This window comes from Bythopirellula superficialaquae, assembly GCF_059632245.1.
Genome location: NZ_CP197426.1, coordinates 3,353,775 through 3,378,003 on the forward strand (window position 1 = coordinate 3,353,775; position 24,229 = coordinate 3,378,003).

At 54.9% G+C, this 24,229-nt stretch carries 20 protein-coding genes; 6 read left to right on the plus strand and 14 right to left on the minus strand.

Features of this window, described 5'->3' with window-relative positions; translation table 11 throughout:
* Positions 1–49 precede the first annotated feature (49 nt).
* Together SH678x_RS13715 and SH678x_RS13720 are read right to left on the minus strand one after the other, a co-directional pair.
* A complete protein-coding gene (locus SH678x_RS13715) occupies positions 50–478 on the minus strand; it encodes a 3-hydroxyacyl-ACP dehydratase FabZ family protein (protein ID WP_496919024.1) in 429 nt (142 codons plus the stop codon).
* Positions 479–694: 216 nt separating this feature from the next.
* On the minus strand, positions 695–2,143 hold the full coding sequence (locus tag SH678x_RS13720) for a phytoene desaturase family protein (RefSeq protein ID WP_496919025.1): 1,449 nt from the start codon (positions 2,141–2,143) through the stop codon (positions 695–697).
* Between the two features lie 147 nt (positions 2,144–2,290).
* On the opposite strand from SH678x_RS13720, the gene SH678x_RS13725 reads away from it, so the two are divergent.
* Positions 2,291–4,000: an HAD family hydrolase gene (locus SH678x_RS13725; protein WP_496919026.1), complete on the plus strand. Its 1,710-nt coding sequence runs from the start codon at positions 2,291–2,293 to the stop codon at positions 3,998–4,000.
* A gap of 2 nt (positions 4,001–4,002) precedes the next feature.
* Here SH678x_RS13725 and SH678x_RS13730 read toward each other — a convergent pair whose 3' ends face one another.
* From SH678x_RS13730 to xylB, 7 genes are all read right to left on the minus strand, one after another.
* Complete coding sequence (locus SH678x_RS13730; RefSeq protein WP_496919027.1) at positions 4,003–5,115, minus strand: Gfo/Idh/MocA family protein; 1,113 nt, start codon at positions 5,113–5,115, stop codon at positions 4,003–4,005.
* Positions 5,112–5,918, minus strand: a complete 807-nt coding sequence (lpxA, locus tag SH678x_RS13735; RefSeq protein WP_496919028.1) for an acyl-ACP--UDP-N-acetylglucosamine O-acyltransferase — start codon at positions 5,916–5,918, stop codon at positions 5,112–5,114. The genes SH678x_RS13730 and lpxA overlap by 4 nt, the downstream gene beginning before the upstream one ends.
* A 51-nt stretch (positions 5,919–5,969) precedes the next feature.
* Entirely contained in the window at positions 5,970–6,842 is an 873-nt protein-coding gene (gene lpxC, locus SH678x_RS13740) for a UDP-3-O-acyl-N-acetylglucosamine deacetylase (RefSeq protein ID WP_496919029.1), read from the minus strand.
* A gap of 42 nt (positions 6,843–6,884) precedes the next feature.
* On the minus strand, positions 6,885–7,568 hold the full coding sequence (locus SH678x_RS13745) for an OmpH/Skp family outer membrane protein (RefSeq protein ID WP_496919030.1): 684 nt from the start codon (positions 7,566–7,568) through the stop codon (positions 6,885–6,887).
* A gap of 336 nt (positions 7,569–7,904) precedes the next feature.
* Positions 7,905–9,077 carry a glycoside hydrolase family 71/99 protein gene (locus SH678x_RS13750; protein WP_496919031.1) on the minus strand — a complete coding sequence of 391 codons (1,173 nt, stop codon included), beginning with the start codon at positions 9,075–9,077 and terminating at the stop codon, positions 7,905–7,907.
* The gene (locus SH678x_RS13755) at positions 9,074–10,381 is read right to left on the minus strand and encodes a PQQ-binding-like beta-propeller repeat protein (protein ID WP_496919032.1); all 1,308 of its coding nucleotides are present in this window, start codon (positions 10,379–10,381) and stop codon (positions 9,074–9,076) included. Before SH678x_RS13755 ends, SH678x_RS13750 begins: the two co-directional genes overlap by 4 nt.
* A 510-nt stretch (positions 10,382–10,891) precedes the next feature.
* On the minus strand, positions 10,892–12,391 hold the full coding sequence (gene xylB / locus SH678x_RS13760; RefSeq protein WP_496919033.1) for a xylulokinase: 1,500 nt from the start codon (positions 12,389–12,391) through the stop codon (positions 10,892–10,894).
* Between the two features lie 139 nt (positions 12,392–12,530).
* Here xylB and SH678x_RS13765 point away from each other — a divergent pair, with 139 nt between their 5' ends.
* The 4 genes from SH678x_RS13765 (at position 12,531) to SH678x_RS13780 (ending at position 16,933) form a co-directional block, all read left to right on the plus strand.
* Positions 12,531–13,796 carry a hypothetical protein gene (locus tag SH678x_RS13765; protein ID WP_496919034.1) on the plus strand — a complete coding sequence of 422 codons (1,266 nt, stop codon included), beginning with the start codon at positions 12,531–12,533 and terminating at the stop codon, positions 13,794–13,796.
* Positions 13,797–13,930: 134 nt separating this feature from the next.
* The gene (locus tag SH678x_RS13770) at positions 13,931–15,175 is read left to right on the plus strand and encodes a beta-ketoacyl-[acyl-carrier-protein] synthase family protein (protein ID WP_496919035.1); all 1,245 of its coding nucleotides are present in this window, start codon (positions 13,931–13,933) and stop codon (positions 15,173–15,175) included.
* A gap of 59 nt (positions 15,176–15,234) precedes the next feature.
* Positions 15,235–15,495 carry an acyl carrier protein gene (locus tag SH678x_RS13775; RefSeq protein WP_496919036.1) on the plus strand — a complete coding sequence of 87 codons (261 nt, stop codon included), beginning with the start codon at positions 15,235–15,237 and terminating at the stop codon, positions 15,493–15,495.
* Positions 15,496–15,544: 49 nt separating this feature from the next.
* Complete coding sequence (locus SH678x_RS13780) at positions 15,545–16,933, plus strand: phytoene desaturase family protein (RefSeq protein WP_496919037.1); 1,389 nt, start codon at positions 15,545–15,547, stop codon at positions 16,931–16,933.
* Between the two features lie 33 nt (positions 16,934–16,966).
* Here SH678x_RS13780 and SH678x_RS13785 read toward each other — a convergent pair whose 3' ends face one another.
* From SH678x_RS13785 to SH678x_RS13795, 3 genes are all read right to left on the minus strand, one after another.
* Positions 16,967–18,142: a prenyltransferase/squalene oxidase repeat-containing protein gene (locus SH678x_RS13785; protein ID WP_496919038.1), complete on the minus strand. Its 1,176-nt coding sequence runs from the start codon at positions 18,140–18,142 to the stop codon at positions 16,967–16,969.
* Between the two features lie 181 nt (positions 18,143–18,323).
* Entirely contained in the window at positions 18,324–19,787 is a 1,464-nt protein-coding gene (locus SH678x_RS13790; RefSeq protein ID WP_496919039.1) for an ABC transporter permease, read from the minus strand.
* Between the two features lie 21 nt (positions 19,788–19,808).
* Positions 19,809–20,093: an acylphosphatase gene (locus SH678x_RS13795; RefSeq protein WP_496919040.1), complete on the minus strand. Its 285-nt coding sequence runs from the start codon at positions 20,091–20,093 to the stop codon at positions 19,809–19,811.
* Between the two features lie 162 nt (positions 20,094–20,255).
* On the opposite strand from SH678x_RS13795, the gene SH678x_RS13800 reads away from it, so the two are divergent.
* Positions 20,256–21,371 (plus strand): hypothetical protein, encoded by a 1,116-nt coding sequence (locus SH678x_RS13800; RefSeq protein ID WP_496919041.1) that lies wholly within the window; start codon positions 20,256–20,258, stop codon positions 21,369–21,371.
* 282 nt (positions 21,372–21,653) lie between these two features.
* Here the strand turns inward: SH678x_RS13800 and SH678x_RS13805 are convergent, their stop codons facing one another.
* Together SH678x_RS13805 and SH678x_RS13810 are read right to left on the minus strand one after the other, a co-directional pair.
* Positions 21,654–22,337 carry an HAD family hydrolase gene (locus tag SH678x_RS13805; RefSeq protein ID WP_496919042.1) on the minus strand — a complete coding sequence of 228 codons (684 nt, stop codon included), beginning with the start codon at positions 22,335–22,337 and terminating at the stop codon, positions 21,654–21,656.
* A 98-nt stretch (positions 22,338–22,435) separates the two neighbouring features.
* A complete protein-coding gene (locus SH678x_RS13810; protein ID WP_496919043.1) occupies positions 22,436–24,067 on the minus strand; it encodes a DUF6798 domain-containing protein in 1,632 nt (543 codons plus the stop codon).
* Between the last annotated feature and the right edge of the window lie 162 nt (positions 24,068–24,229).

Below are 24,229 nucleotides of genomic sequence, written 5' to 3' on the forward strand. Positions count from 1 at the left end.
GAGGGGCTAGGGGAGGGTCTTAATTATCTTTATCACAGCCCTGAATTCATCACTCAGGCTTTGCAAGCGTACAAGCGAAATCGAACCTAACCGCGACCTTGCCGCCGACGGTAATCTTCGCATTCATGAAAAACGCGTTCGCCAGTTTCTCGACGAGTTGCGTTTCGATCAACACTGTATCGCCAGGAAGCACCATCTTTTTGAACTGTACGTTGTTGGCCCGCGTGGCCACGGGCACAGCATCGCCGTTTTGATCGATCTTGCCCGAAAGCAACACGGCCCCCGCCTGCATGGCCGCTTCGCAGAGCAACACGCCGGGGGTGATCGGATACTTCGGATAATGCCCCGCGTACCAGAATTCATCGCCGGTGAACGTCTTGCGACAGACGATGCGGTTCTCTTCCTGCTCGACAATCTCGTCGATCAAAAGAAAAGGTTCCCGATGGGGAATCGCGGCTTTAATGGTTTCAAGGCTCATAAATTCATTCCATAGGCCACGGAAGAACGTGGATTGGGCGGATCGTCGCGGATTTTTTTACAGGAGGAATTAGAGATAGCAGAGAATGGACTTGGAAATAATTGCTTGTATTCCCAACATTCATGCCATCATGCTTTCAAACAACTCTGCTGCCTCTGCTCTCTCCTGTAAAATCTTATCCGCATAAATCCGCGTTCGTCCGTGTTCTATTCCTCTCTATTCCGTAGCTGCCGCGGCAGGACGCGAACCTTTGCTTGTGAGCAAATTGTCGACGTCGCTCGCCACCATGCGGCCGTAGTTCATCGCTCCCAACCAGCCGGACATGATAATGCCCACGCTGCCCGCGTGATACAGCCCTTCGATTTGCTTGGGCACGTCGAAGCTCACCTTGAGTCCTTCGAACTTCGTGCCAAAACTCGCGCCTGCTACGTGCTGGGTGTAGTGCTTAAAAGTCCGTGGTGTAGCGGCTTCAGCGTGATCGATCCGCTCGCGGATGTTGGGCACATACTTATCGAGCGCATCGAGCGTTGTTTCAACCAGGTCACCTTTGCTCGCCTCATATTCCACATCCGACAAGTCGGCCCAATCCTCGTAGCGGGCGTTGGTGCTTGAGACGATCAGACAGCGTGGTCGACTCTGAGGACGAGTCCGTGGATAATAAAACGAATATGTGCGGCTTGTAATATCACGGCTCAAAAGCAAATCGGTGCGAAATACGGGGGCCGTCGAACTAAACAACAAGTCGCCGGTCGATTCCTCAATCGTATCGTCGGGCTTAAGGGCCATGTAAACCTGCGTGCTCGAATTGTTGAGCCGCACCGCGCGGGCTTCTTCGACAAATTGATGCTCGAAATTCTCTTCACCCACCAAGCCAAAAATCGTGTGCTTCAAGTTCGCATTGGAAATCACCGCGTTGGCCTTGATCATCCGGCCGCCGACTTCCACACCCCGAGCCTTACCCCCGTCGCAGACGATCCGCTCGACGTCGCAGCGAATCCGAATATCGACGCCATTTTTCTCGAGCTCTTTTTCCATCAGCTCGATCAGGCGGTCGGTTCCTCCTTGGAACGTAAACACGCCCTTCGACATGAAATTGGAAAACACGATGCCGTAACTGATCGCCGGATCTTCGAGCGTGCTGCCGTTGGCGTAGGTGATCGGTTCCATCAACAGCCGAATCACATCCTCGCGGCCTGGAAAGAAGCGATCAAACAATTCACGTGTCGTGAGATGCTGATCGTCCTGAAAATCCATCTTCCGCGCGGCATCGAAAAAGCCGTGAACCACTTCCGGGGTCAACTGGAAGTGCTCGATCAGGAGCTTCGTGAAATCTTCGCGGTTGAACGTCGTGGTGAGCGAGAACATGGGATTGTCGAAGCGAATCCTGTCCAACTGCACGATGCTGTCGGCAATTTCGTTCGACCAATACCGCCGGCAACTCTTGACCATGCCATAGGGAAAGCCGTGCAGCGAAATATCGAAGATATGCCCACCCGGCCGCTTGAACCAAGTGGCCATGCCACCAAGCTTATAGTGCTGTTCCAGCAGCAACACGCGATAGCCGTTGGCACCAAGCATGTTCGCCGCGGTCAGGCCGGCTAGTCCGCTGCCAATGACAATGACGTCATATTCGTCGCGTGCGTCTTTGAGAAAATCCTTGGGCATGTCGCTCTATTCAATCGAATTCGGTGATCGGTAAGACCGTCAATGATAGACAAATTCGCTGTATTTGGTAAGCGGCGGAGGGAGCTTACTGGCATCGAAATTGCGTAGTTAGAAAGGAAATCATAACCTCAATCCGGACGGAATCTCATGCAATATCACGCTCTGGCAGTCGACTACGACGGCACCCTCGCCACTGATGGCCAAGTCGACGACGCGACCGTAGATGCACTCCGCAAAGTGAAAAAATCGGGGCGCCGCTTGGTACTGGTGACTGGCCGCGTTTTGCCGACGCTGCTGGAAGTCTTTCCCCACACGGGCTTGTTCGATTTGATCGTGGCCGAAAATGGCGCGGTGATCCTTGATCCGGCCACCGAAGAAACAGTCTTGCTGGCCTCACCCCCGCCGCCGGAGTTCATGAACACCCTGAGCCATCGTGGCGTGCCCCCTTTGGAAATCGGTCACGTGATCGTCGCGACTTGGACACCCCACGAAACAGTCGTGTTTGAAACGATTCGCGATCTGACGTTGGAACTGCAAATCATTTTCAACAAAGGGGCTGTGATGGTCCTCCCCACCAACATCAACAAAGCCGTGGGACTCGCGGCGGCGCTGGAAAAACTCGGCATCTCGCCCCACAACACGGTCGGCGTCGGCGATGCGGAAAACGATCAAGCGTTTCTCGACCTCTGCGGCGTTTCGGCAGCAGTGAACAATGCGCTCGATAGCGTGAAGGAACGCGCTGATTGGATTCTCACGCAAGATCGCGGCGCGGGTGTTACGCATGTCGTCGAACAACTCTTGGAAAACGATCTCCAGCAATTTCATCTCCGCAGCGATCAAGGGGCCTTGCTCGGCCGAGACTTGGACGGCCAAGAGATTCGTGTTCCGCTGTGCGATACTCGCGTGCTCGTGACGGGCGATCCCGCGGCGGGAAAATCTCGCTTCGCACTGAGCGTGCTCGAACAATTGATGGCCGAAGGCTATCAGACCTGCATCATCGATCCCGAGGGAGATTATCAGGGTCTCGACAGCGCCATCGTACTTGGCACTCGCGAACAAGCTCCCACCGTGGAAGAAGTGATCGAAGTGCTCAGCCAACCTAAACAGAACTGCGTGGTCAGTCTGTTCGGCACGAAAACCGACAATCAGCCAAAGCTGTTCAATCAACTCTTGCGGTCATTGCTCGAGTATCGCCGCAAAACGGGCCGGCCCCATTGGATCCTTGTCGACGAAGCCCACTATCCGCTCCCCAAAACGTGGCAACATGGCGAGGACATCAATCTCGAACAAATCGGCGGCATCATGTTCATCACGGCGTTTCTGGATCGATTGCATCCCGACATTCTCGCAACTGCCAACCTTTTTCTCGCTTTGAGCGAAACGCCGGCACGTTTGATTCAAAATTATAGCTCGTTGATCGGTGTAACTCCTGGTGCCCTTGCGCCACCGCAAGATGGCGAGCCTCACCAGGCAGCCATTTGGTGGCGGGAAAAGGGACCGCCCACTTGGCTTAAGCGGATCGAGCCAAAAGGCGAACACTTGCGGCATCAACGCACGTATCTCGATGGCGAGATGGATGCCGACATGCGATTTTACTTCCGCGGCCCTGACGACAAACTCAATTTGGGCGTGCATAACCTGCGGATGTTCATGCAAGTTGCCGAGGGCTTAGACGACGACACGTGGCTGCATCATCTCAAGCAAGGAGACTACGCGAATTGGTTCCGCGAAGTGATTCACGACGATGAGCTCGCCGCGTTTGCGTGTCGGGTGCAGAAAGATCCGAATCTTTCCGCCAAAGCAAGCCGCCAAGAGTTGGCGAAATATATCACACAGAAATATGAGACCGGCGTGTAAGACTAACCGGCTTTGCGACGCAACACCACGGTATCTTCCACCGACCAGGCGTCGGTTGGCTCCAGCACCGTGTGGGGCATTGCCAACGATCCTTGGCGGCTGTGCTTGCCCTGATCCCATTGATGAGCTTCGACTTGCTGCATAATGTTTTCCGCCACGGCCAGGGCATCTCGCCCGTGAGTTCCCGTCACTTGGGGCTCGCTGCTCGTGCGAATCGCCTTGGTAAAATCGAGCTGTTCTTGCTCCATCGCGTTGCAATCGGTCACCGGTACTTCGCTTTTGGCGAGTAACGCCGTAAACAAATGCTCGCGGAGCCCGTTTTTCTGTTCGCCGCTCAACGCCTCAACGTCGAATTCGCGCGAAAGCACCTCAGCACAAGGCTCCACGAGCCGCGCCTGGCGTGCTCCAAAATCGATGGTCGCGCAGCAATCATCCGTAAAGACCTGCATCGAACGGACGGCTTCGTAGCTCACCCGCGAAGCAGTCAAATTTGCGATACAGCCAGAGGCAAAATGCAACCGGGCATCCACGATATCGGCTTCTTTGCTTAGCACCGAAATACCAACAGCTTCGATTCGTGTGATTGGCGATTGCGCCAGATTCATCACAACGTCGATATCGTGAATCATCAGGTCCAACACGACGCTGATATCAGTCGATCGGAACGTATACGTGCTTAGCCGACGGCCGGTAATGTATTTGGGATCGTGCAGGCGATTGCTCACCGCGGTAAATGCCGGATTGAAGCGTTCGATGTGGCCTACTTGCAGCACCAATTGTTGTCGCTCGGCAAGATTCACGAGCTCTTCGGCTTGGGCAACTGTCGTTGTGATCGGCTTTTCGACCAGCACGTGGAGGCCGCCGAGTAGCAGCTCGCGGACCACGTCGAAGTGCAGCGTTGTGGGGGTGGCGACAATCGCGGCATCGGCCAGGCCGATCAATTCACGATAATCCGCTAAGGGCTGAGAGTTTGTTTCCGCGGCGACTTGTTCCCGCGCGCTGGCGACGGGATCGACCACGGCCACCAAACGTGCCTCAGGCAAGTTTGCGGCCACGCGGGAATGAAACCGGCCCAAGTGACCGGCACCTACAACAGCCAATTTCAGGCGACTCACGCGGCTTTCCTCACTTCACGACCTCGACCATGTTTTCCGACTTGTTGGCCTTCGATGAAGTTGAGGAGATGAGCGACTTCTGGCGTTTCTTGGCCGTTGGAACGCAGGATTTCACGAGCGTGAGTGAGACCAACCTTCGAGCGATACAGCAGCCGATGAGCGGCTGCCAGCCCGTCGATGGCCTCGGAAGAAAAGTTACGTCGCTTCAGCGCGACGATATTGATACACCGCGGATGAGCCGCGATTCCTTCGGCGAGCATGAACGGCGGCACGTCGTGCAGCGCCCGGCTCAATCCCGCCAGAAAACTATAACTGCCAATCGTCACAAAGTGGTGAACGGCACACCCCCCCGAGATCGAGGCGTAATCGTGAACGTGGACGTGTCCCGCCAACAGCGAGCCATTAGCAATAATAATGTGGTCGCCGAGTTTGCAATCGTGGGCGATGTGAACATTACCCATCAAGAAGTTGTGATCGCCAATGCGGGTGATGCCATCTTCTTTTTCCGTGCCGCGATTGACCGAAACACCTTCACGCAAAACATTGTTGTCGCCGATTTCGACGTAGGTTTTAGCCCCTTGAAAGCTCACATCTTGGGGCTCAGCCCCGAGAACGACGTTGGGGTAAACTGTGTTGTTGCGGCCGAGCGTGACGTTGCCCATGATCGTGACATGGTTTAACAGACGCGTGCCGTATCCGATTTTTGCCCCGGGACCGACCATGCAGAAGGGACCAATTTCGACTTCTTCGTCGATTTCGGCTCGCGGGTCGATCCAGGCGTTTGCTGCTATGCTGGTTGCCATTACTCGAATCTCGTTACTCGGCCTGCCAAAGTCACCTGTAAAATCCGCCCGCTACGCACTCGCTTTGAGGGTTACGCCCGCAAAGCGTCTGAGCAATTCCTGAGCGAATGCCGCATTCAAGCGATGTCCGCTCCGATAAGCCACAATGTGGCCTTCAATTTCACAACCCGTCAGGGCCAGATCGCCGATCACGTCGAGCGCCTTGTGCCGGGCACATTCGTTGTCGAATCGTAATCGATTGCTGACTGGCCCCTTATCACCGAAAATCAACAAATCGTGCGAACGCACCCGTTTGCCCAGGCCCGCTCGCAACATTTCGTCGGCTTCGCGCTGCAAGACAAACGTCCGGCAAGGTGCAATCTCATCGCGAAACAATTCAGGAGTGACCTCCAAGCTTGCGATTTGATAACCAATCACCGGATCGTTGGGATAGTCCACCGTATATTCAAGCGTGTAGGAGTTGGTCGCACTCGGAAAGGCTTCGATCCGCATGTCGCCGCTCGTTAGCGCGACGTGCTCGGTGATCTCTAAGCGATTCACTTCCCGCTCTTGTTCGACCGCTCCCACGGATTCGACGGCAGCCACGAAAGCCATCGCCGAACCATCGCAGCCCGGCATTTCGGGTTGATCGACCGCGATTTCGCAGTTGTCGATCTGCAAACCCGCCAATGCGGCGAGGATATGCTCAACCATTTCCACATGAACTTGACCGACTTTCAAACAGGTTCGCCGAGGAACTTCGTAGCGATGCTCACACCGAACCGGAATTCGAGCATTGAGCCCGAGATCTTCACGGACGAATGTGATTCCTGCTCCCGCGGGAGCAGGACGAAATTCGACACGCACGTCTTTACCCGTGTGATAGCCGAAGCCCAGGACGGCTACCGGTCGGCGAATAGTGCGTTGTTGGCGGAGGAAAGTCATTGTCAGTCAGCAAGTCAAAAGAAAGATGGATCAATCCGTCGATTAGCGGCGTTGCGGAGCACCTGCGGCGGCACCAGCACCAGTGGCGGCATTGGCCGTACCCAGATTGCCGGCAGGAGCAGCATTGCCCGGGGCACCACCACGATTCAACAAGGCCAACACATCAGGTGTGATGTCGACGTTGTTTTGGAACACAACCGGCTTGTTGATCGCACGCAAAATGTCTTCGCGATTGTTCGGATCGATCGAGTCGCCGTTGAAACGCAACACCATGCCGATGCTGTGCTGCTGGGCGTAGTATTGAACCGCGTTGCTCACTTCCATGAACGTGCTGTAATAGACTTGAGCTTCCTTCTCCAAGAAGTCGCGGCGAATCTTGCCAGCCTTCAATTGGAACTCAGCCTTCAAGCGAGCGATTTCTTCGTCGACTTGCTTGAACTCGGGTGAGCCAGGATTGTACTGTTCACGAGCTTGCTCTTTACCGGCGACCGTATCACGATCGGCCTTGAGTTGAGCATCAGCCGATTCCATCGCGCCTTTCATGCCTTCCATCTGCTGATTGAACTTGGCGTAGTTCTTGAAGATGTAGGTGACGTCGACAACCGCGTAGCCATAGCGAGCGGCATTTGCACTCGGGCCCGACTGAGGCTGTTGTTGTTGGGCGCTGGCCACGGAACAGAATAAAGCAACACACAGGGAAACACACGCGAACAGATGGGCTCTCACGTCAGCACTCCTTGCTGGAAAAGGTCATCCTTGACCGACCGATTGTTTTGGCCGCCCGGGGCACTCATTGCCCGGCAAGCGGGGTGGGCGGTGGGTAATACTTACTCAATGCCGCGGGTTCCCCCTGGCAGCGAGCGGGGCGTATTGTGCCGAGAAGCCCTAAACACGTAAAGGGCATTTCTGGGAGTACAACAATCTTCATTTCTACCGAGAATTGTCGGCAATTTTGCATTACGCTAGCACCTCAATCGAGTCGAGTCATCGGAGCTCGGTGGCAAGAATTGAAATTATTGGGGAATTACTTGAGGCTTTTCGGTATGCACCTTACGGCGGTCGTTACTTCAACGCATCTTCGCGCAGGATCCTGAGGTAGAGATCTCCGTAGTCGATATACCGATCTCCTTTTGTGAAATGTTTTTTTGATTTGGAAACGTCAATAGACGTTGGCTGCACCGTGCCTGCGGTCGCTTCGATTTGGGTGTCCTCGTACCATTGGTTGAAGCTCGTGACCATCATCAACCGGCCGCAGGAACTGTCGAGATTGGGAAGCGCAACTTTGCGGATCATCGCGCGGAATAAGCTTCCCTCTTCCTGTTGCGGCTCGTCGATCAAGTAGCGTGCGGTCCCGGCGTGGCCATCGCGGGTGGCACGGTCGTTGTAGCCGGGAGCAATCGTGGGGATAAACGCCGTACCCACGGAGTTGGCCTTACGGCGTGCGTTACCGTAGTTGTCGGCCAAGGTTGTGATGGCTGCCTGGCTAGCCTTTTCTAAAGCGGTGGACTGGCCGTAAACATCGTAGGCCGTTACCGCATCAAAGTTCTTGGCCCATTCAGCACGATAGCGCGGCCCAAAGACATCGTCGCCCACGAGATAGACCTCGGGAAAGCGGGCACGCAACTCAGCAAGTTCTTCGTGGCCCTGGTCGCGAAAATACACGCGAGAGAGATAAATAAACACGACCGGTCGGTCGTTGATTTGCAGATAATGGGGATGATCGAAATAGTGTTGCTCGAGATACGCAAAATCCTCGAGAAGCTTGTCGTAATGTGGCTTATTGAGTTCGCCCAGCCGTCCGGTGCTTTCATAAAGCACGGCGTAACGCAATTGGTCAGCATCGGGATGCTTGAGAATGGCTTCGCGAAAAGTCTGGTCAGTCGGCGTGCTTGGTCCCCACCAACTCACAGCCCAAAAGGATAAACCTGCTTGCCGACTTTGTTTAACATGCTCGGCAATAACGTTGGCACTATCCGACCGATAAAGACCGATGCGGGGCGTCTGGGAAGGCGCAAGCTGCTGACGGAGCGCATTTCGCCAGTCATCGGCAGTGGGATTACCATTTACGCCATACCAAGGATAGTAGTAGGCGCCGATGAGAGGGGCGTGTGATGGATAATCGTTCGACTTCGCAATATTAACTTCGGCAGGTTTATCCTGAGCAGAAACTGCCGCTGAATAAAAGAGTGCGAGACAATACGTCAGAAGCTCTAGGCGAACGCATCTCTTAATCACATTCCCACCCGGTACAAATGTGTGCCTGTGCGCAAGAGCAGTGAGCCATCGACAGGCACGGGAGACGCCATCAATTGACCATCGAGTTTGTTCTCGGCCAGTTTTTCAAACTCGTCGCCGGTGGCGAATACGGTCGTCATGCCCGCGTGGTTGCCAATGTATATCCGGCCCGGGGAAAAAAGGAGGGACGATGAATAGCGGCCTGGCATCCGACCACGCCAGACGACTTCGCCCGTCTCGGCTTCAAAACAGGTGGCGACCCCGCGATCGCTAATCATGTACACGCGCTTGTCGACAACCAAGGGCGAGGGCATCGTGGGAACTTGCTTTGCGACTTCCCAGGCTATGTGAGTGGCGGTGACATCCCCCACGCCGTCGGGTTTAACCGCGATCAGCCGATCGCTCATAAAGCCGGTGCAATAGTAAAGCCGCTCGCCGTCGAACACCGGCCGCGGGACCAGCGAAAAACCATGGCCGTGATTCAGCCGCCAAATCTCCTCACCGGTCCGCGGTTTGTAAGCCACACACCACTCGGCACCCGGGATCACGACTTGTTCCGCGCCGTCGACTTCAATCACAAGCGGAGTCGAATAGGATTTGCGAAATTCACCATTGGTCTGCTGAATCGGTGGCCGGTCGGTTCGCCAGACGGTTTCACCCGTGTCTTTATTGAGCGCGACGATATACTGTACGTCGGCACCATCGCAGGGAACGATCAGCAAGTCTTCCCACAACTCGGGCGAACTCCCTGGCCCAACACGATGGTCGAGAGCAAAACGCTTTTGCCACAGAATTGCGCCGCTCTTAATGTCGAGACAAACCGTACCATAGTCACCAAAGTGACAATAAAGCCTGTCGTTCGCCAAAATCGGGGTCGGCGAGGCATAGCTGTTGAGCGAATGAATGGGCGCGGGTTCAAGGACTTCGAGCAGCTTGATCTTGCGTAGCAGGCTCCCCGATTCGAGGTCGATTTCCACGGCCCAAAGTGTGACCGTGCGGGCGGCGATCATTTGATCGGCAAGCTGTGTTCCAGCCACTTTAGCTGCCTGCTCTTCTTTGCTCAATTCAACGACGGTCGCGGTGGTGAGCCATATCTTACCGTCATCCACCACGGGGGACGACCATCCGTTGCCAGGGATATCTGTTTTCCAATGAACGTTTTCGGTTTCGCTCCAAGAGAGCGGAAGATTTTTTTCCGCAGAAACGCCCTGACCATTGGGGCCACGGAATTCCGGCCAACTGGATTCAGCCAAGCCAAAAGAGGCCTGTAAAATAAAGAAGACGCCGATCAAAAGACGCAACATGGCAGCCCTAATCATTAGGTTGGTGAAGAGTGGTTGATTATACTCCACTCAACTCACTTTCAGGGGCTCGGAAGTCAGAATTCCGAAATCACGTTGCGATTTGGCTATGAGAGCTCATGCTTTGAACATCTTTGCCTAACATTGTGATCGACAATCACGCCAATAATCAGTCCAACGAAGATAAACATAAGTAATTGGGAGACTGAATCACCGCCAGTATCTATAGAAACGCTGACAAATCCGGCGAGAAGGGGCACATATACAAAAGGCCCAAATAGCATCCGCCACCCAATCAAGGCTAGAAGAGTGATCGCCGTATAGACATACATACCGCGAAGATGTCTTGCGCAATGGATTTCTACAGTACATTCAGGATAAGCTTCTAAGCATAGCAAAAAACAGATAATTCCAAGCACAGCCAAGAAAAGCCAACTAAGAGATCCAAGTAAAACCCTGCGCGCGCTCTTCGGTGATTCACTGGTTGTACTAATGCTCTTCATACTTATCTGCTCAACAAAGCTTCTTGAACTCATCCTTGAGCGAACTGTACAAGCTCTGATAAATCGGGAAGCCACGGTCGTAGACTTTGCGTGCCGCGGCATTGGGCTTGGATTCATCGGCCGTTTTGATTGTCGCGGCGCAGGCCTCGGTAATGTCCTTAAATTCGCCTGCTCCCACGGCGGCCAGTAACGCTACGCCGTAAGCCGCTCCTTCATCGGCGACCATCGAAAAGACCGGCTTGCCAAAGACGTCGGCCTGCATCTGCCGCCAGAAAGGATTCTTTGCGCCGCCGCCGGAAGCGCGGATTTGTTTTACGGGAACGCCCAGATCGCTCATGATCGCGTAACTTTCTCGCAAAGAATAAGTGACCCCTTCCATAATCGCGCGGGTCATGTGCCCACGGGAATGGCTGAGCGTTAGCCCCACGAATGCGCCGCGGGCATTGGGATCTAAATGCGGGGTGCGCTCGCCAGTAAGATAAGGGAGAAATTGCAATCCTTCGGACCCGGCGGGAACCGCGGCCGCTTCTTTCGTCAGTTGTTCGTAGATCACCTTGCCATCGCCCGCGCACACTTTGTCATGGAACCATTGCAGCGATCCCCCGGCACACAGCGTCACGCCCATCATGTGCCACTTGCCGCGCACGGCATGGCAGAATGTGTGCAGGCGTCCTTCGGGGTCAAACTGAGGTTCGTCGCTGTAGACAAAGACAACTCCCGACGTACCAAGCGACGTGTTGAGCAAACCGCTTTTGACGATGCCATTGCCAATCGCGCCAGCGGCACAATCCCCTGCCCCGCCGACAACGACACAATCGGTGGTGAGGCCCAAAAGCTTCGCGGTGTCTGCTGTGAGCTTGCCCGTGACTTCTTCAGATTCGTAGCACGTGCCGAGCAGGCTTTCATCGAGTTCCAACTTGCTCAAAAGTTGTTTCGACCATTTACGCTTCACGACGTCGAGCAGCAACATGCCGCTGGCGTCGCTGACTTCCGTGGCGTACTCACCAGTGAGACGGCGGCGGATTTCGTCCTTAGGGAGCAAGACCTTGGCCAACTTGGCAAAGTTTTTGGGCTCGTGGTTGCGGAGCCAAAGAATTTTGGGAGCCGTGAAGCCCGTGAGCGCGGGATTGGCCACCAATTTGATCAGTTGCTTGCGTCCACCGGCTCGCTTCTCAATTTCGGCGCATTCGGCTTCGGTACGCTGATCGTTCCACAAAAGTGCCCTGCGAATCACCTTACCTTGCTTGTCGAGGAATACGCTTCCGTGCATTTGCCCAGAAAGGCCAATGGCTTTGACGTCGGCGGCTTTCAGTTTGGCTTTTTTGACGACAGCCCGCACGACTTTGATCGTGGCCTGCCACCAATCCTCGGGGTCCTGCTCGCTCCACAAGGGTTGGGGATGGTGCAAGGGGTAGCCCGCCGAGGCTTCCGCTAAAATCTTGCCTTCAGGATTGATCGCGAGAGCCTTTGTGCCCGAAGTGCCGACGTCGATACCTATGCAAATGCTCATGCCGATTCCTGTAATTGAAAATTAGTCGCCAGTGGAAGCTGGTCGTGACGTGAAAAGGGTATACCGCGGGCTGCCGTCAGCGGCTAAAAAAGAAGAACCTATTCCCTATGCTCTCCTTTTAGGCACCACAGTACACACGATGCGGCTATTGTTTCTAGTCCTGATCTGCGCATTTTCATGGGGTTGTCGCGATGCCGAGAAACCTCAAACTCCCAATGCAAAAACCACCAAGCCGCACGCTGCGGTGAAATTGACTGTCCTCGTGGTCGATGACGCGGAATTGGCTAAGGGAATCGACCTGCTTGCCGGAGAATGGAGCGAACGGAGCGGGGGCGAACTGGCGGTCATTGAGATGTCGTCTGCCGACTTGGCGAAATCAGAAAAACTGCCCGCCGACATTGTCATTTATCCATCGCGATACGTGGGAGAGCTCGTCATGCGCGAGTGGCTGCGGCCGGTTCGCGAGACGGTGCTCGACGATCCAAAATTGGGTTGGGGGGACTTTCTCACACTGATTCGCGACCAGACCGTGCGTTACGGGGGCGAAGTATTTGCGCTCTCACTGGGGGACATGCCATTGGTGCTGGCATGGCAAGGAGAAATCCCAGAGAAGCCCCCGAAGACTTGGCAGGAATTTGGTCCTCATCGAACGGGCAAAAATTTCGTTGCCGGACCGTTTCCGTTAGTCGGCGAATTCTTGGCGCGCGGGCTCGCCGCGACGCCACACGTCGATCGGGCATCGCTGCTGTTTGATCCGCAAACACTCGAAGCGAAATTGGCAACGCCCCCACTCATTCGAGCGCTCGAAGAAATGTCTGGCAAGACCGACAAAGAATCCCTTCAGGCCGAAATTGTTTTGCCCAAAGCAAACAGCCAATCACAACTTTCTCCGCTGTTGTTGTCTAACGAAGAGTATGGCGAAAGCCTCCACCAATGGGAAGCTTCGGAGGAAACAATGCCGCCGGTGGTGTGTGGCTTTGCTGGCCGTCTGGTCAGCGTGACAACAAGTTCACGGAACGCTGCCTCGGCATTCAAATTATTGCCTTGGTTGGTCAGCGGCTCCACTGGTACGCAGCTCAGCCAGCGTAGTCCCGCGACGCTGTGGTATCGTGCTTCGCAAGTGTCGCAAGGTGCGAAATGGTTTGCCGAAGCTGGTGAAGACAACCGCGTGAGTTGGCTGACAGCGGAAATGTCGCGAGGCGATGCTTACTTGCTCCCGCGCATTCCTGGGATTGACCAGTACTTGGCAGAAATGGAAACAGCATTCGAAAAAGCCATCTCTGGCGAACAAACGGCAGAAGAAGTACTCACTGTGGTGGAGGAACGCTGGAACACGCGCACCAAGCAGCTTGGCCAAGAGTCACAACGGATCGCCTTCAACCGGCATTTGGGGCTGGCGGAATAGGCTTTTTCTCGCTGAAGAGCGGCTCGTAGTTACCACTCCGCCGGGTTGTCAATTGGCGGGGCTCGGGATACCTTTAAGAGTTCTCAATTTTCCTTGCCATCCCCAGTAAAAATAGGTGCTTCCAGCAACTCCACATGATCCGTAGCGTTTTGGATGACCAGCGAATCGTGATTACCGGCGTGGGGCTTACGGCCCCCAACGGTGACAACCTCACGGACTACCGTGCCGCGTTGTTGGCGGGCAAGAGCGGTGTCGACCGCTATAACATTCGCTACGTGGGAGATACGCTGGCCGGGGAATGCCACTTCGACGAGCTGAAGTATCAAAAACGTAAAGAACTTCGCCGCGGCACACGGGCCGGCAGCGTTTCGATCTACTGTGCTAATGAGGCGGTCGCCGATTCGGGAATCGAATGGGAACAGCTCAATCGCGAGCGTGTGGGTGTCTACATCGGCGTGACCGAGCATGGCAATGTCGAGACTGAAAACGAAATCAACGAGATCAAAGCCTTCAACTACGACACGAAGGTTTGGTCGCACCATCACAATCCTCGTACCGTGGCGAACAACCCCGCTGGCGAAATTACGCTGAACATGGGTATCACGGGGCCGCATTACACGATCGGTGCGGCGTGCGCGGCGGGAAACGCCGGGTTGATTCAAGGCGCGCAGATGCTGCTCCTGGATGAATGCGATTTCGCGATTGCCGGTGGCGTGTCGGAAAGCATTCGCACATTCGGCATCTTCGCGGGCTTTGCCAGTCAGGGTGCTCTCGCAGCGCATGACGACCCCACCAAGGCGAGCCGGCCTTTCGACCGCGACCGCAATGGGATTGTGGTTTCCGAAGGGGGCTGTTTGTTCACTTTGGAGCGCTACAGCGATGCCGTCAAACGGGGCGCCAAAATTTATGGCGAGTTGGTTGGGCATGCGATGACCAGCGATGCCAGCGACTTTGTGTTGCCGAATCCCGAGCAACAGTCGCGGTGCATGAACCAAGCGTTGAAACGCGCGGGGCTCAACGCCGAGGATATCGACATCGTCAGCACACACGCCACGGCCACAGCCAGCGGCGACATCCAAGAGTGCACGGCCTTACGCATGGTGTTTGGCAATTCAAAACGGACTTATATCAACAATACTAAGAGCTTCATCGGCCACGCGATGGGCGCGGCGGGTTCGCTGGAATTGGCAGGCAATTTGCCATCGTTTGACGATAGCATTTGCCATCACACGATCAATGTGGACAATCTTGATCCGGAGTGTGCGCTGCCGGGCTTGGTGCTCGGCGAGCCGCGGGCCAAGAAAGAAGTGAACTACATCCTCAACAATTCATTTGGCATGCTGGGGATCAACTCGGCAGTAATTATCAAGAAGGTTTAATGTCGACAGGTTATGCGTGAGCAGCTCACGATTTCCTCGACTCAAAGGTAAATCGAAATATGACAAACTCAGAAATCAGAGAAGAAGTTTTGGATATCCTCGAATCAATCGCTCCCGACGAAGATTTATCGAAACTTGATGACGATAAGAACTTCCGCGAGCAGCTGGAACTCGACAGCATGGACTTCCTCGACATCGTTATGGAATTGCGCAAGCGCCATCGCGTGCAAATCCCAGAAGATGATTACATGAACCTGGCGAGCATGAATTCCACGGTGACTTATCTCACGCCATTGATGAAGGATATCCAGAAAGTCTAACGCCCGGTCTTTCTCGCAAGAGAGGGATGATTCTCCGCGACAGCCAATCATGTACGACACGATTATCATTGGCGCGGGGATGTCAGGGCTCGCGGCGGGAATTCGCCTTGCCTATTACGATCAGCGCGTCTGCATTCTCGAACGTCACACGACGATTGGCGGGTTGAATTCGTTTTATCGCTTACGCGGCCGGGACTACGACGTGGGCCTGCACGCCCTCACGAATATCACGCCCAAGGGGACCAAAAAAGGCCCCCTTGCGCGGCTACTACGGCAGCTCAAAATGTCGTGGGACGAACTGCAAATAGCGCCGCAGTTGGGCTCGGATATCGTCTTCCCCGGCGTGCGTTTGTGTTTTGATAACGATATCGATCTTTTGCGGTCGGAAGTTGCTAACGAGTTCCCCGCCGAGCGTGATAACTTCGACCGCCTGATCGCGGCGATTGTCGAATACGACGATCTCAACGAATCGCATCAAGCAATCTCTGCGCGGGCCAAGGTCGCGGAGTTTATCGGCGACCCGCTGCTGTTGGAAATGTTGTTTTGCCCTTTGATGTTCTATGGCTCGGCACGGGAGCATGACATGGATTGGGGACAATTCTCGATCATGTTTCGCAGCATCTTCCTCGAAGGCCTTGGCCGACCTCAAGCCGGCGTGCGGCTTATCCTGAAGCAACTTGTTCGCAAATTTCGCGCACTTGGTGGTGAGCTGAAACTGCGCACCGGCGTCAAAGAGATTGTCGTCGAAAACGGTCAGGTTCGCGGAGTGCTTCTTGAAAATGGTGAGTTCCTGGAAGGTCGGCGAGTGCTCTCCTCGGCGGGTTGGCACGAGACGATGCGGCTGTGCGATGATGGTGAACCCGTGACGACCCGCAGTTCAGGGCGGCTTACCTTTTGTGAAACCATCGCGACGCTCGACGTTGAACCAAGCGAACTAGGCCATGTGTCGACGATCACCTTTTTCAACGACAGCGATCAATTCCACTGGACCGTCCCTGATGAACCATGCGACGTGCGAAGCGGCGTAATTTGTAGCCCCAACAATTTTGCCTACGAAGAATCGGACGGCGGCAAGGCCGTACCGGGGACGATGCGGATCACGGCGCTCGCGAATTTCGATTTCTGGCAGGGGCTTGATGAGAAGAATTACCGCCTCGAAAAGCTGCGATGGTACGACCGCATCACAGATTCGGCGGTGAGGTTCGTTCCCGACTATCGTAGCCGTGTGCTCGATACCGATATGTTCACACCGAACACGATCGTGCGATTCACGGGTCATGATGGTGGTGCGATTTATGGTGCACCTGACAAACAACTCGATGGCCGCACACATTTGCCGAATCTCTTCGTCTGTGGAACGGATCAAGGCTTCGTCGGCATTGTGGGGAGCATCCTGAGTGGCATTTCGATGGCCAATCAGCACTGCTTGAAAGATTAATGGCGGGCTTAAACGGCATCGGGACGATGCCGGCTAACGCTGCAACACTGGCAGCAACTGATTCGGTGCCCCCAGCGCCAACAGCATCATTGCCGTCGTGTGGGTGTTTCCGAATTTGTAGTCGTTGCTGTGACGTTCCGCTTCCCATGATCCTTCGGGACGCTGATTTTTGAGAACAACGTCGACAATCCGCGGGAAAAAGTTCTCCCAGTAATGGCCACCCAATTGATAGGTAGCCTGTGTGCAGAAAAAGACGCCGTAGTGATAGCGGTCGTCAAGAAAACCGGTTTGGCCGAATGGTTCGACGACGTTGTATTTCTCGAAGCCGTTTTCAAGGATCCAATCTCCCGCGGTGCGGGCTTCTTCGGATTCGTGCATGCCGGCCAGCGCCAAGGAAACCACGCCGGCGCCTGACATCCCGCGGGTGCGGTGATCGTAGTGCGACGGCATCAGCACGAATGTGCCATAGTCGGGATGGTAACAATTTTTGATGAAGACCACGGCATCGTCGATCGACTGCTGTGGCACATCAAAACCGGCATTCTTGGCCGAGCGCAAGAACAGCATTTGCCAAACGGTGTTCGACAGATTGGAATCAACCGCTTCGCCGTCGCGATCCAATAGATCAAGATACCGCCAGCCCCCTTGATCGACTGGGCGCGCCTTCTGCCAATTCTGCATGGTCAGCGTGGCATCGATCCCCTTCTCAAGCACTTCCTTGATTTCATCAGCGGTGGTGCCCCCGGTGAGTGAATAGGCTTCCCCCAACGCCACGCCTGCGATGCCATGGTTATAGGTGACGGTCTCTCCCACGGTGCGCGAGACATTGCGAGTAATCTCGTCGCCGGTAGGAGCAATCAGCGCGATCAAGCCGTTGGGCTTCTGGCGTTCGGCGATGTAAGTGACGGCTTTTTCGACGACTTTGCCATACGGCTCGGAATCGGGCGTGTGACCGTGTGCGAGAAAGGCAAGCACGCACAGCCCAGTAACTCCAGGCTGGCCATTGGGCAATGTGGGGAAGGAACCATCAGGCTGCTGCTGACTGGCGAGCCAGTTTAAACCCTTCTCGACGGAATCATCGACCTCGGCCCAGCGCTCCTCGCTGATGACATCCATCGAGGGGCCTTCTTCGGCCCGTAGCTCAATGAAGGACGACAAGCTCGCCATCACAATGAGAATTGGAAAAATAGAGTGCCCGATTCGTTCCATGCGAGATTCTCCGTGAGCGGTTGCCGCTTTGGAGAATATAGTCGTTCCGTGGGCAAGATTCACGCGAAAAACGGAAAAATGCGTGTCCAGCTCTGTTCAAGCCTTGGAAAGCACCAGCAAGCTGATAGTTGTTCAAGCAAGATTCTTCGTTCGGTGAGCCTCCCTCAGAATGACTTGTGGGCTAAGCAAGGTCGCGGTCTTCGAAAAAGATCAGCGCTAGGAGCATTGCCGCGGCGCAATAGAGCAAACTGTACAGCCCCGTCATCAGGAGATATTCCATAGGTACGGAGGATGAGCCCGCAATGGCCCCTTCGATCTCGTAATAGTCGAGCACGGGGAGCACGTTGGAGATCAACCGCCCTATGAATTTGACATAAACGATGTCACCCACGGAGGATTTCACGATCAACGGAGCCAAATGACCCAACACATAGATCGAGCCGCAGATAATCAAGTTGGGCAGCATAGGAAGCCGGGTCGAGATCGCCACGCTGATGGCCGCCATCACGACCGCCTCAAAAAACGCGAGAATCAAGCCGGGCACGATCCGCACGACTTCGATAAAACAATCCTGCCAAATAGGAGCTTCCTTCGCCGATTCACGGGCGTCGTACACGACTTTGTACGAAACCGTGAGCAAGAAGACCGCACCCAAGATCAGGAACATCAACAGGATCGGCCAGACGATACCCAGGAACTTGCCAAAGATAAAGGAACGGCGTCCCACGGGCTTGGAAAGCACGGTCAGTGCGGTACGGCCTTCAATTTCGTCGGCGACCGACACGCTCGCGGTCCAAAGGGCGAAGATAATTGCCAAGACTTTGATTGTGGTCATGCCCGAGGTTTTGAGCATCTTTACGTCTTCGCCGAACGTGTTGTAAGGCACATAGACGTAGAGCAGCAACGCGGCGATGCCGATGCCGATCAGCAGGATAAACAGCGGCTGCGAGATGGCTTCCTTGGACGTGGCGGCGGCAATGATCGATGCTTTCGGCGCCAACAGGTTGATCAGCAGATAACCCAAGTACAATCCAATGACGCCCAGCGCGGCCGTCTTCAAATAATGCACTTCAGGCATTTCAACGTCGCTCTCGAAGATAAGGGTCACCTTGCTGTCGAGATCGCTGTCGTTGGTGAGGTAGAGCTCCTCAACATTTTCTTCAAAACCACGGGGTAGATTCTCACCCGGTGACCATTTGTAAAGCTGATCGCCTTGAACTTCGATCAAAGGCGCGATGTATTTTTTGCCCTTCTCGACGTTCACGGCGACGTCTTGCTCGCTTTCGATGAAGTAGCTTTGCAGTTCATCGGGGCGGAATGAAACGGCCAGCACCTCGTCTTGCGCGCCTGCGGGGACGGTGATCGTTTTCTCGACACGGCCCACGGAGCTGATGCGGCCGAGCGAATCAAACACCTCCGAGGGATTCATCGTCGGTGTCGCCAAGAGCGCCAAGATGCCCAAAGTGGTGAGCGTATAGGTGACCGGCAGGAGAATGCTTTCCTTGACCGTGCCCAAGACCGACAAAGCGGCTCGGCGATTGATCAAGTACAGCAGCCCCCACAAGATTACGAGAACCACTAGCCCGGCGGTTGTGCCAAGCGAAAGCAGCCAAATGGGTTTGAGCCAAACAGAAAGATTCGACATGAAAACTGGAACCGCGGAGGATTAGTGTCGGATATCAAAAGACGAAAATTCGCCGGTGGCGGCGCGGCGGTCGACAGCAGTGCTACGGATATGATTTGCCATGCGTTCGGCCACTTCCTGCAAAAATGCTGTCAATTCCTGAGGTTCCCCCTCCGCGACCAGCTCAACCCGCCCGTCGGGCAGGTTGCGAACGAACCCGGTCACCTCAAATTTCCCGGCGATACGGGAAGTGGTGTACCGAAAACCGACCCCTTGCACGTGCCCAGAATAGAAAACCTGGCAACGCTGGCAAGCGGGGCTGGCCATCTCGCTCTCTTTCATGCTGATGACGGCTAAGGGAACCAAACCAAGCTTTCATGATAACCACAAAATGCCCTGGCTTCCAGGCGGCCAAGGTCGCGACCCGTTGTGGCAATTTGCGTGATTGGCTTTGACCTACCGTGCTAGTTTTCGTAGTTTTCCCCCGCCATGATCCTCAAAACTGTACAAATCGGACTGTTAACTCTGTTAGCGCTGCTAAGCCAAGCTGCGACTGCGGACGATGCCGATCCCATTGTACCGGAAGATGGTCTGCTGGTGCTGGCCAACGGCAGCATCATGGAAGGCACAATCGCGAGGGACGGCGACTACTATCGCGTGCTCTTAAATAAGGGAACGCTTCGCGTCCGTGCCGATCAAGTCGATTTCTTTTGCCAAACGATGGCCGAGGCCTATCAGCGACGTCAAGCACGACGACTGGGACAAATGCCTTCGGCCGATGCGCACGTCGAGATGGCTCAATGGTGCCTGCAACACGATTTGATTGAATTTGCGTTTGCGGAACTTGCCGCGGCACGTGAACTTGATCCTCAGCACACCTTGCTCCCGATGATCGAGCGCAGGCTGGCACAAGCCAAAGAAATGGCGACTGCCAAAGCATTGACTCCGGCGCCAGTACCCATCGTCGATGAACAGGTTCATGAAGCCAATTCCGAGATGAGCTTCGGCGAGATTCCTCTCTGGGCACGAAGTGAATTCATTAAACGCGTGCAACCAATGATGGCCCACTCGTGTGCGAAGTCGGGTTGTCATTTGCCGAATTCACCGCAGCAAATGAAAATCGATCGCAGCGCACTCGATGGCGTTGGTAATCCTGAACTGATTCACCGCAATCTCTCGGTCATCATCGCGGAAGTGAATCTCGAAGAGCCCGAAAAAAGTCGGCTCTTAACGATGGGAGCAGCCGCCCATGGAAACACCAAGGAAGGGCAATCACGGCCGCTCACGCCGCATCAGCTAGAAATCCTACGGGCATGGGTGACCCAGTTGTCCGTGGGTGAAGCGCCCATCAAGGAAGAACGCGAAGCTCAATCTCGTAGCAATCAGATTGTTGTGGGAGTGAATAGTTCCGCGCAACAGGCGTATATGAAAGACGAACAAGCTGCCGCGGCATCAACGGATCCGTTTGATCCGTCGGAATTTAATCGCCAAAACACTCCCGAAGCGAAACCAGCCGAATCTACTTCTGAGCCTCAAGCTGTTGAGGCCCCGCCGACTGAGACGCTTCCGGTTGAAACTCCGCCGGCTGATCCTGCTTCGCACTAGGCAGCTGCGAAGTTCCTCCGGAAAGAATCGATCCCGCGCGGCCCGGCGAATTCGAATAAGGGCCATCGGGCACGACTGGCGCACAGTCGGTGTAACTCTGGCACATACGGCAACCGCTCGCGGCGAGCAAAACCAACAGCGCCCAAGCATATTTTCCACGATCCATGGCAACGAATCCCCCCGGCTGAGCCATGAGCAAACGACGCGCGAACGCACGTCGAGAAAAGTGTACCTCTTGTGCATCGGCCACCAGCCGCGTTTCAGGTGAGAGAAAACAGCATGCTAGCATTGCGACATGCCAAGTGCCGCGTAAATTCGAGGATCGGCCAGCGTGTCGGCGATGAATTTCGCCCCGGAAAATTGATGCGTATGCGAATGTCCATGAGGAACGGCCACCGTGTAGGCTTCCGCGGCAACGGCGGCGCGGCAACCGATTTGGCTGTCTTCGAGCACCATCATTTCTTGCGGTGCCACGCCATGCTTCTCGGCGGCAAGCAAATAGATATCAGGAGCTGGCTTGCCGTGTTCGATTTCGTTCCCCGCGACGGTGAAAGCAAACCGGTCCACGAGATTGGATTGAGTGAGCACACTGTCGAGAAATTCACGACCGCTGCTCGTGGCGATCGCCTTGGGGATGTTGGCTTGCTCCAACGCTGCAAGTAAGTCGAGCAATCCGGTCATAGGGGACAAGCGAGTTCCCAACAAGCCATGCATGACCTCCATCGATTCGGTGGCGAGTGCGTCCACGGTATCGGTGAGGTTGTTCCAGTCGATCATGATTTGCAACGCTTTGTGCGACTGACGACCCATCATTTCGTTGAGAAGCTCGGGCGTAAACGCACAACCCCGGCGAGCGAGCACGACGCTCCCGACTTCCTGATAAAGTTCTTCGGTGTTGAACATCAGGCCATCGAGATCAAACACGACGGCACGTAACGGGGAAACTGGAATTGGATAGTCTTTCATATTTTGCCACAGAGCACACAGAATTCGCGGAGGGAAGAGTAATTAACTACCACAGAAACAAACTCTGTGATCTCCGTGTCCTCTGTGGCTAATCTCTTTCACTTTGCGCTTCTAGGTTTCTGGCGAAGGTCGTAAATTTTGTACCAAGGATTCTCATAAGCCACTGGCAACGGCAACGGTGGGTATTCGGTCGTTAGAATATAGTCAATCTTGTTCTGCGCAGCGATTTCACGCAGCCGGTCACCCCCCAATTCTTGGAGTGACCCGTAGGGGCCAATCACGCCAAATTCATCGACGGCACCGAAGTAGACTTCCTGATAACGCCGCCACCACTCGACCATCGACGTGGCATCTTGCGGCACATCTTTCCAACTGAAATAAACAGGCCGTTCAGCAAACCAACGAAATGTTGATGCGTAGCGTGGAATCAGGAAAAGAGCGTCAGGGACTGTATGCTCTTTGGCCCACGCACAGGCATCTCGCCAAGCCAGTGCCTCGCGTGTTTCATGGCTTTCAACCGATGTGACATCGGCCCAACGCACGGTTGTCGTGAGCATCATCAAGCCAGCCGATCCCAACACGGCCAAAATGGCAACGCTTCGTGCTGTGCGGTATGTGTCGTTAGCAACGGAAGATAGGATGGCTCCTAAGCTAAGCGCCAAGGCCAGCGGCACGGCGATGTCGGACAAGCGAAACCAATAGTATTTGAGCAGACTCGCCGAAAGGGCGGGCGAATTGATCGTGGCGAATTCCCACAGGAGCCCCAGCAGGCAGATCGCGACGCTTGCCCAGGCAAAGAGCTGAATGCGGCGAAGCGGCAAGCCTTGGGGCTGATCGGTTTGCGAGGAAAATCGCGTAATGAACGCGAACAGCGCTAACAGTATTCCGAAGCGAACGAACCGCTTGATCATTTGTTCTAGCGGCAGCCGATGGAGTGCCAAATGATGGGGCAGTCGTTCAAACACGTAGATTTGATTCGCTTCGTCGCTGATTTCCGGTGCGACTTCCGCGGTGAGTAATAATCCGGGAACAATGCCCGGCAAGGCCAGCACACCCCCCAAAGTGAGCGACGGCAACATCGCGACAAACTTCGGACGATTCTCTTTCGACTCAAAGAACCAAACCGCCGCGACGCAGATCACCGACCAACCTCCGACCAACACATGAAACGCCGAGGCCAAGCCGAGTAGCGGCCAAACTCGCTGCCAACGTCCAGCGGCCAGTTCCGCGAGTCCGCAAAAGACAAACACATAGGCAAAGCATTTGCCTTCAACGCCACCGATCACCCATTCGCCGGCGAGATTGCCTTGCTCGATGAAGGTCACAAACAGAAGTGCAGTGATCACTGACAGCCAACGAGCTGGCACAAGCCGGCTGCTTAAACGCTGCCACGACCAGGCCAACGCCAGCCAACAAACAATCCGGCCGATCCAGGCCACCACCGGCAGCGAAAACCAACGGGTCAGCCAGCCGAGCGTCCAGTAGAACGTGAGATGAGCTTCGACCGATTCGAGAAACAAATCGCCAGCACACCAAGTGGGATTCCAATAGTGCTTCGCCTTGGTGAGATAATGCGTCTCGTTCACGCTCGGCACAGGAACGCCCGCCGCGACGAAGAAAACCAGAAAGATAAGTCCGATTTCCAGCCAACGCTGCCACGCGGTTTGTGTGAGGTCCGTCGAATTCTGCGCGATGGCGTTCATGTTATCAGCGTAAACGGTGCTGGGCACAAATTGCAACTGTGCGGTGCCGCGAAATGTTGAATTGTCAAGGAACACGCCTCTCAGCGAGTGAACACCATTATCGCAATTCCAAGCAGGTGTTCAACGTCGATTCTTGGCCGGGGTGAAGGTATTACACCACGGAGACACGGAGTTCTCGGAGAGGAATTT